At 59.0% G+C, this 278-nt stretch carries 1 protein-coding gene; it reads left to right on the top strand.

Going from position 1 to position 278, the window contains the following annotated elements:
- A partial coding sequence (locus EN874_RS33465; protein ID WP_281061472.1) for a sigma factor-like helix-turn-helix DNA-binding protein occupies positions 1 to 268 on the top strand: 268 nt, incomplete at its 5' end.
- Between the last annotated feature and the right edge of the window lie 10 nt (positions 269 to 278).

Raw genomic sequence — 278 nt, 5'->3', positions numbered from 1 at the left:
CCTCGATCTCACCATGCCTGCGCACGATGCGGGCCCAGAGGCGCTTTACGCTCGCGCTTTGCTGCTGACGGCCTTGCAGGATGCACTCGATGAGTTGCCGCCGAATCAGCGCGAGGTTTTCATCGCTCACGAACTGGAGGGGCGGTCCTTCAAGGACATGGTGGCACAAAGCGGTGTACCGCTTAACACGCTGCTCGCGCGCAAACGCTATGCGGTCCAGCACCTGCGCGCAAGACTGCTGCCCATTTATGACGAACTGGATATTTAAAGGAGTCGAT

This window comes from Mesorhizobium sp. M1D.F.Ca.ET.231.01.1.1 (assembly GCF_003999155.2).
GTDB lineage: Bacteria > Pseudomonadota > Alphaproteobacteria > Rhizobiales > Rhizobiaceae > Mesorhizobium.
This window is presented reverse-complemented; position numbering and strand designations above follow the sequence as displayed.